Origin of the sequence: Hydrogenophaga sp. (assembly GCF_048549895.1) — a bacterium.
In the GTDB taxonomy this organism is placed as follows: Bacteria; Pseudomonadota; Gammaproteobacteria; order Burkholderiales; family Burkholderiaceae_C; genus Hydrogenophaga.
In genome coordinates this window covers 1-7,549 of sequence record NZ_JBLYYB010000253.1, presented here as the reverse complement: position 1 = coordinate 7,549, position 7,549 = coordinate 1, and the positions used below count along the sequence as shown (strand labels likewise).

The window sequence follows — 7,549 nt, the reverse complement described above, 5'->3', positions numbered from 1 at the left end:
GCGAGGCGCCTCTGAGCCGCGCGCTTGATGCCGAGATGGCCAAGGGCATGGACATTCCTTTTGTGACCCACGACGAGGCGAGTTTCCGTTTTGCCTTGAACGAGGATGCGATGGCCACCGAGAAGCTTTCTGAAGGCATTCGGGCTTTCGTTGCCGACACGATCAAGCTTGAAGCGCTGATGGGCTGAGCTTCACCTCTTTGGCCTGGAGCGCGTGGGTGGGCGAAAGACCGGAGACTGACGACGAAATGAAAAAACCCCGCGAGTCACCTCGCGGGGTTTTTTCTTGGGAGTTTCTCTTGTCAGCCTGCACTGATGCATTCCGACGCAGCATGAGGGCCTAGCGCAAGGCGCATGGGCGCTGACAGTGGCAACGCCACGGCAAGCCCATGCAACGCAGCGATCGGCCCTCAGGCAAGGAGAGCCGGAGAGCTTACATGCCCATGCCGCCCATATCACCCATCCCCATTCCGCCGCCACCCATGCCGCCAGCAGGTGCGTCATCCTTCGGGGACTCGGCCACCATGGCTTCGGTCGTGAGCATCAGGCTGGACACCGAAGCGGCGTTCTGCAGCGCGGTGCGGGTCACTTTCGTCGGGTCCAGGATGCCCATCTCGATCATGTCGCCGTAGGTGTCGTTGGCAGCGTTGAAGCCGTAGTTGCCTTTGCCTGCCAGGATGGCGTTGACCACCACCGATGGCTCGCCACCGGCGTTGGCCACGATCTCGCGCAGAGGCGCTTCGATCGCCTTGAGCACCAGCTTGATACCGGCGTCCTGGTCGGCGTTGTCACCTTTGATGGTGCCAGCGGCCTGACGGGCACGCAGCAGGGCCACGCCACCGCCGGCGACGATGCCTTCTTCCACCGCAGCGCGCGTGGCGTGCAGGGCGTCTTCCACGCGGGCTTTCTTTTCCTTCATTTCGACTTCGGTGGCAGCGCCAACCTTGATCACGGCAACACCGCCGGCCAGCTTGGCCACGCGCTCTTGCAGTTTTTCGCGGTCGTAGTCGGAGGTGGCTTCTTCGATCTGCACACGCACTTGTTTCACGCGGGCTTCGATGTCAGCGGCAGCGCCGGCGCCGTCGATGATGGTGGTGTTTTCCTTGCCCACTTCGATGCGCTTGGCCGAGCCGAGGTCGGCCAGGGTCACTTTTTCCAGCGTCATGCCCACTTCTTCGGCAATCACTTTGCCGCCGGTCAGGATGGCGATGTCTTCCAGCATGGCTTTGCGGCGGTCGCCGAAGCCAGGGGCCTTCACAGCCACCACTTTCAGGATGCCGCGGATGGTGTTCACCACCAAGGTCGCCAGGGCTTCGCCTTCGACGTCTTCGGCAATGATCAGCAGCGGACGGCCAGCCTTGGCCACCTGCTCCAGCGTGGGCAGCAGGTCACGGATGTTGGAGACCTTCTTGTCGTACAGCAGCACGAAAGGGTTGTCCAACAGGGCCGACTGCTTCTCGGGGTTGTTGATGAAGTAGGGCGACAGGTAGCCGCGGTCGAACTGCATGCCTTCGACGACGTCGAGCTCGTTCTGCAGCGATTTGCCGTCTTCGACGGTGATCACGCCTTCTTTGCCCACTTTGTCCATGGCGTTGGCGATGATGTCGCCGATGCTGGTGTCGCTGTTGGCGGAGATCGAGCCGACCTGGGCGATTTCCTTGCTGGTCGTGGTGGCCTTGGAGGCCTTCTTCAGCTCGGCGATCAGGGCTTCAACAGCCTTGTCGATGCCGCGCTTCAGGTCCATCGGGTTCATGCCGGCGGCCACGTACTTCATGCCTTCGCGCACGATGGCCTGGGCCAGCACGGTGGCGGTGGTGGTGCCGTCACCGGCGTTGTCGGAGGTCTTGGAAGCAACTTCCTTGACCATCTGTGCGCCCATGTTCTGAAGCTTGTCCTTCAGTTCGATTTCCTTGGCCACGGACACACCGTCCTTGGTCACGGTGGGGGCGCCGAACGAACGCTCGAGCACCACGTTGCGGCCTTTGGGGCCCAGGGTGACTTTGACGGCGTTGGCCAGGATGTTCACACCCTCGACCATGCGTGCGCGGGCTTCGCCGCCGAAAATGACGTCTTTTGCTGCCATGTTGATATCTCCAGATTTCAGTTAAAAGGGACGAAAAGTCGAGAATTACTTCTCAACCACGGCGAAGAGGTCGTCTTCTTTCATCACCAGCAGTTCATTGCCGTCGACCTTGACGGTCTGGCCGCTGTACTTGCCGAACAGAACGCGGTCACCGACCTTGACGTTCATGGCGGACAAATCGCCTTTGTCGTTTTTCTTGCCAGGACCGACCGCCAGGATCTCGCCCTGGTCGGGCTTCTCTGCGGCGGCGTCGGGGATGACGATGCCGGAAGCGGTTTTGGTTTCGCTGTCAATGCGCTTGACGATCACGCGATCGCCGAGAGGACGAAGGTTCATTGCATCTCCTGGAGTTGGAACGGAAGGGAAAGGGATTCAGGTCGGCGGTGCCGGCAGTGAGCCGAGAGTTGCCGCCGATCACTTGGGGAAAGTTTGTTAGCACTCATCCCCAGCGAGTGCTAATGATAAGGGCGACCCGGGGGGTTTACAAGGCCGGGGGGCTTTTTTTCGCCCGTGTTGTGGATGGCTTTGCCTTGCGGGCTCGCACCCCGTGGGCATCGCTTTTTCGTCCGTAGGGTGGCTGACAGCTTCGACGCTTACGATCCAGACATGGATCGTTACATTCACACACCCGATCCGGCCGCGTGTTTTGCCCTCCTGCTGCGCCGTCTGGCGGGGCTGTTGGTGCTGTTGTTTGGCTTCTGGTGGGCTTTGTGTCCCAACCTTGCCCGCGCTGCGTCCGGCGAGACCGACGTGACCTTGCAGGCACGCCACTGGATCGACCTGTCCGGCCGTCTGGGCATTGACGAGGTGACTCGCCGCCCGGCCGGGGACTTCGTGGCCATGGAGCGCTACCGCAGTTTCCAGCTGGACGATGGCGCGCTGTGGTTGCGCCTGGACCTGCCCCCACGCGATGACGGACGCCGCTGGTACCTGATGCTGAGCGCGGCCGCCTTCACCAACCGCGCCACGCTGTACACCGCGAACCCTTCGGGCGCATGGACGGCCCAGGAGGCCGGTGACCAACGGCCAGTGTCGCAATGGGCCCAGCCGGACCAGACACCGGTGTTTTCTCTGGACCCCAGGGCCACCGGTCCGGTGTGGCTGCGTCTGGAAAACCGGCCCGCCTCGGTGAGCCCGCGCCTGATCGTGCTGGACGAACGGTCATTGCAGGAGAAGCGCCAGTGGACGTTTCTCATGGTGGGCGGCTATCTGGGCTTCGGGTTGCTGGTTCTGTTCATCGGCTGGGTGCATGCGCGTCTGTATGCCGACCGGGCTTTCATCGCGTACTGCTGTTACGTGGCCTGCATGCTGGGCTTTCAGGCGGCCTTCACCGGTGTTGGTGGCTTGTTCTTCTGGCCCGACCACGCTGCCTGGAACGATGCGGCTCCGGCCGTGTTCATGCTCTGGTTGACGGCCTCGGGCATCTGGTTTGTGCGCGAGGTGTGCGTGGTCTCGCGCCACCACCGGGGCGTCGACCGTTTCGTGCTGGCCTGGTCGGTTTTTGGCCTGCTGTTTCCGGCGCTGTACCTGCTGCTGCTGAATCGGCCGGCGTTCATCGTGCTCAACCTGTACGGGCTGCTGTCGGTGCTGCTGAGCTTCGGTCTGTGCATCTGGACCTGGCGTCGGGGTGAGTCTTATGCGGGCTGGATGGCGCTGGGCTTCCTGCCGGTGCACCTGGCCTACCCCTTTCCTGCGCTGCGCAGCGCGGGCTTGCTGCCAGACAGCTGGGCCACGCAGTACGCCGTGCTGATCGGCTCGGCGATCGAAATTCCGCTGCTGCTCTACATCCTGCACCGCCGAGCCAAGGACTTCACCGAAAACCGCGCCCGCCTGCGCGCGATTGAAAGCACCGATCCGCTGACGGGTCTGACCATCGCACCGGTGCTGCATCTGCGCCTGCGCGATGCGTTGCGCCGGGCCAGGCGTTACGGCCACCGCTGTGGTCTGGTGCTGGTGGAGTTGTCCAACCACGCTGCCATCGTGGAGCGCGAGGGTCGCGAGGCCGGCGATCGAGCGCTGGTGGTGGCCGCCTCGCGCCTGTCGGCCGTGGTGCGCGATGTGGACACAGTCTGCCGCACAGCCGAGACGCGGTTTGCGGTGCTGGTCGAAGGACCTGAAGACCTCAGGCTGCTGGGCCAGCACATCGTGGCCAAAGGGCTGGAACGGGTGCCCTTGCTGCCACCCGATCTGACGCTGCGCTTTCGCCTGGTCTCGGCGGCCTTGCCCGACGAGGCCGATGGGACGCTTGATGACACCCGGTTGATGGAGCGCCTGAACCACGCGCTGGATCGCCTCGGTGACGATCCGCGCAAAGTCGTCATGCACCTGCCGCAGGTGGTTTGAGCCCCTGGCTTGGGGTCAAAAATGCGCCAGGTAACCTCCATCGACCACCAGCGTCTGGCCGGTGACGTAGCTTGACGCAGGCGATGCCAGGAACACGGCGGCGCCTGCGATCTCCTCGGGTTGGCCCCAGCGGGCCAGCGAGGTGCGTTGGTGCAGCCAGGCCAGCGTTTTTTCATCCTCCACCATGGCGCTGTTGGCCTCGGTGGCAAAGAAGCCGGGCGCGATGGCGTTGACGTTGATGCCGTGCGGACCAAGTTCTGCCGCCAGTGCGCGGGTGAGTGCTTCGAGCGCGCCCTTGCTGGTGGTGTAGGCCGCATCGCCGGCGCGCGCGATCGGCCCTGCGATCGAGGTCACGTTGATGATGCGGCCGCCGCCTTGTGCCCGCATGGGGGTCGCGGCTTCGCGGCACAGGTGCCAGGCGGACACGAGGTTGGCCTCCAGCAACTCGCGCAAGGCCTGGGCGGGCAACTCACCCAGCGGCCGGCGACGGCGTTGGCCCACGTTGTTGATCAGGATGTCCAGGCGTCCGCTCTCGGCGAGCACGCGGGCTACCGCAGCGCTGGCAGCGGTTTCGTCGGTCACATCGAATGGCAGTGGGTGTGCCTGGCCGCCGGCGGCCTGTGCGGCGGTGCTGGCCTGGTCAACTGCACCGCTCAGGCTGCCAGCATCGCGTCCATTGAGCCAGACCCGAGCACCGTGTGCTGCCAGTGCACTGGCCATGGCCAAGCCCAGCCCACGGCTGGCGCCGGTGACCAGGGCCACGCGGCCTTCAAGGGAAAAGAGGGTGGTGGATCGCACCCGCGAATTATCGGCGGGCGCGGCGCCTGCGAGAGCCCTGCGGCTCAGGCCGTGAGCTCGGCCATGGAGGATTCGGGAAATGCCAGTTCGGGGTCGAGATTTTCCAGCGGCAGCGTGAAGTAGAACGTGCAGCCCGCGTCCACTGCGGTTTCGGCCCAGAGGCGACCGCCGTGGCGTTCGATGATGCGTTGCGCCAGGGCCAGCCCGGTGCCGGTGCCTTCGAAGTCCATCGAATGGTGCTGGCGCTGGAACATGACGAACAGGTTGTGGGCTTTCTCCAGGTCGAAACCGGCGCCGTTGTCGCTCACGAAGAAGGTGCGCCCGCCCAGCGGGTTGACTTTCCAGCCCACCTTGATCACGGCATCGGTGCGCTTGGCGGTGTATTTCACTGCGTTGTCGAGCAGGTTGCCCCAGGCCTGGGCCAGCAGCATGGCGTCGCCGCGCACCACCGGCAGATCCGGGTCGATCGACCAGTTGATGGAGCGCTTCGGGTGCTCCTGTTTCAGATGCGCCACCACACCGTGCAACAGCGGCGTGAGCGGCACCGGCTGGGAGTCGACCGTCACACGGCCCAGACGCGCGTATTCCAGCAGGCCTTCGATCATCAGGCTCATGCGTTTGGCCGCCTTGGCGATCGAGGTCTGGTATTGGCGGGCGAGGTTGTCGGTGGACTCGCCGGTCTGCTCCTGCAGCAGGCTCACGAAGCTGGCGATGTGGCGCAGCGGTGCGCGCAGGTCGTGCGAGACCATGTGCGAGAACACGTCCAGATCCTTGTTGGCCGCCACCAGCTGCTGCGTGCGCTCGGCCACGCGTTTTTCCAGCTCGCGGTTGAGGTCGTTCATCACGTCCTCCAGGCTCTTGGCGGCGGTCATGTCGCGCGTGATGCTGGAGAGGCCTTGCAGGTCACCCACTTCATTGCGCAGCGCGGTGAGCACGGTGTGCGCCCAGAAGCGCGAGCCGTCTTCGCGCAGGCGCCAGCCGCGCGACTCCCATTGGCCGTGCTCTTTGGCCAGGCGCAGCACCTGGCCGGGGTCCACCTCGTCTTCGCCCGCGTTGTCGGTGCACAGCAAGGTCTCGTATGACTGTCCGACGATTTGTGCACGCTGGTGACCGTGCAGGCGCTGGGCGCTCTCGGTCCAGTCGGTCACCGCGCCGGCCTCATTCACAAAATAGATGCAGTAGTCCTGGATCGCATCGACCATCAAGCGGTATCGCTGCTCGCTGGCAAACAGTTCTTCTGAACGCTCGCGCACGCGTTCTTCGAGGTCCTGGTTGGCGTGCAGCACGAACTCTTCGGTGCGGCGGCGTTCGGTGATGTCGTGCAGTTCGATGAACAGCCCCTCGATCTCGCCGTTCTGCACATCGGGGAGGTAGTGGATCTCGAAGTAGCTGCGCCCGCCGTCTGCCGCCGTGCGTTCGGCTTCAAAGTTCTGCGATTGCCCGCCCAGTGTGGCCAGCACGCGCGGCATGATCTCGGGCAAGACCTCGGGGCGCACCACCTCGCTCAGGTGGGAGCCCACCATGTCCTCGGGCGTCTTGCCGTAGCGCTGTGCGTGAGCGGCGTTGGCAAAACGGCAGATGAGATGTTTGTCGTAGTAGGCCAGCCGCGCCGGGATGCGGTTGGTGATGCTGCGCAGGATGGCGTCTTGCGGCGCATCGGCGGTGTGACTGGCCGGCACGTTGCCCAGGTCGCTCACCATGGTGCTGGTGTGCAGGAACTGGCCCTCGGCGTCATAGACGGCGGTGGAGGTGAGCCGGGCCTGCAGAAAGTCCCCGTTGGCGCGGCACAGCGAGAGCGTGAGCGGCTCCGTGCGACCGCTGATCAGCAATTGCTCCACGTGGGTGGACGCCTGGCTGCGGCACTCGGGCGATGCGAGGTCTTCCAGCGTTTTGAAAACGATCACGTCCTCCCGGTCCATGCCCAGCCAGTCCAGCAAGGTCTGGTTGATGTTGACGCAGCGCAGCTCGGCATTCAGCGCCAACAGGCCGCAGGGTGCGTTGTCGTACAGGGCGCGGGCCGCGCTCAGGGCGGCCAGCAGTTCATCGGTGATGGGTGCCAGCTGCTGTTCAGGGTTCGGTGCAGAGGTGTCCATGGGAAGGCTCCAGGTCGGTTCGGATCGGGGCAAACAATTGCTCGTACTTCCTTATCGGTCGCTGGCGGCAAAAATTCAGCGGGGTCCGATCGCCGGAAAGCGGGGTGAAACGGGTGCATTTCCGGCGAAAAAAAGCCCCGGGGCTTTCGCACCGGGGCTTCTGTGTGAGCGGTGTAAGTGAATGCTTACAGGCCGGCGGCCTTCTTGAGGGCAGTGGCGCGGTCGGTGCGCTC

5 protein-coding genes and 1 pseudogene are annotated in these 7,549 nt (G+C 64.2%); 2 read left to right on the top strand and 4 right to left on the bottom strand.

Annotation, left to right across the window (positions count from 1 at the left end; all coding sequences use genetic code 11):
* Positions 1 to 188 (top strand): annotated as a pseudogene (locus tag ACN4F8_RS22810) (transaldolase); the annotation flags it as partial.
* Between the two features lie 244 nt (positions 189 to 432).
* On the opposite strand, the gene groL reads toward ACN4F8_RS22810, so the two are convergent.
* Together groL and groES are read right to left on the bottom strand one after the other, a co-directional pair.
* A complete protein-coding gene (gene groL, locus ACN4F8_RS22805; protein ID WP_419475669.1) occupies positions 433 to 2,082 on the bottom strand; it encodes a chaperonin GroEL in 1,650 nt (549 codons plus the stop codon).
* Between the two features lie 45 nt (positions 2,083 to 2,127).
* A complete protein-coding gene (gene groES, locus ACN4F8_RS22800; RefSeq protein ID WP_069047567.1) occupies positions 2,128 to 2,418 on the bottom strand; it encodes a co-chaperone GroES in 291 nt (96 codons plus the stop codon).
* Positions 2,419 to 2,688: 270 nt separating this feature from the next.
* Between groES and ACN4F8_RS22795 the strand changes: the two genes are divergently transcribed.
* A complete protein-coding gene (locus tag ACN4F8_RS22795; RefSeq protein WP_419475668.1) occupies positions 2,689 to 4,425 on the top strand; it encodes a sensor domain-containing diguanylate cyclase in 1,737 nt (578 codons plus the stop codon).
* Between the two features lie 15 nt (positions 4,426 to 4,440).
* Here ACN4F8_RS22795 and ACN4F8_RS22790 read toward each other — a convergent pair whose 3' ends face one another.
* Entirely contained in the window at positions 4,441 to 5,223 is a 783-nt protein-coding gene (locus ACN4F8_RS22790; RefSeq protein ID WP_419475667.1) for an SDR family oxidoreductase, read from the bottom strand.
* Between the two features lie 44 nt (positions 5,224 to 5,267).
* Complete coding sequence (locus ACN4F8_RS22785; RefSeq protein WP_419475666.1) at positions 5,268 to 7,316, bottom strand: PAS domain-containing sensor histidine kinase; 2,049 nt, start codon at positions 7,314 to 7,316, stop codon at positions 5,268 to 5,270.
* Positions 7,317 to 7,549 lie beyond the last annotated feature (233 nt).

Excerpts from the sequence above, each read along its gene's own strand:
- groL (WP_419475669.1), bottom strand. The coding sequence starts at position 2,082 with ATGGCAGCAAAAGACGTCATTTTCGGCGGCGAAGCCCGCGCACGCATG.
- groES (WP_069047567.1), bottom strand. The coding sequence starts at position 2,418 with ATGAACCTTCGTCCTCTCGGCGATCGCGTGATCGTCAAGCGCATTGAC.
- ACN4F8_RS22795 (WP_419475668.1), top strand. The coding sequence starts at position 2,689 with ATGGATCGTTACATTCACACACCCGATCCGGCCGCGTGTTTTGCCCTC.
- ACN4F8_RS22785 (WP_419475666.1), bottom strand. The coding sequence starts at position 7,316 with ATGGACACCTCTGCACCGAACCCTGAACAGCAGCTGGCACCCATCACC.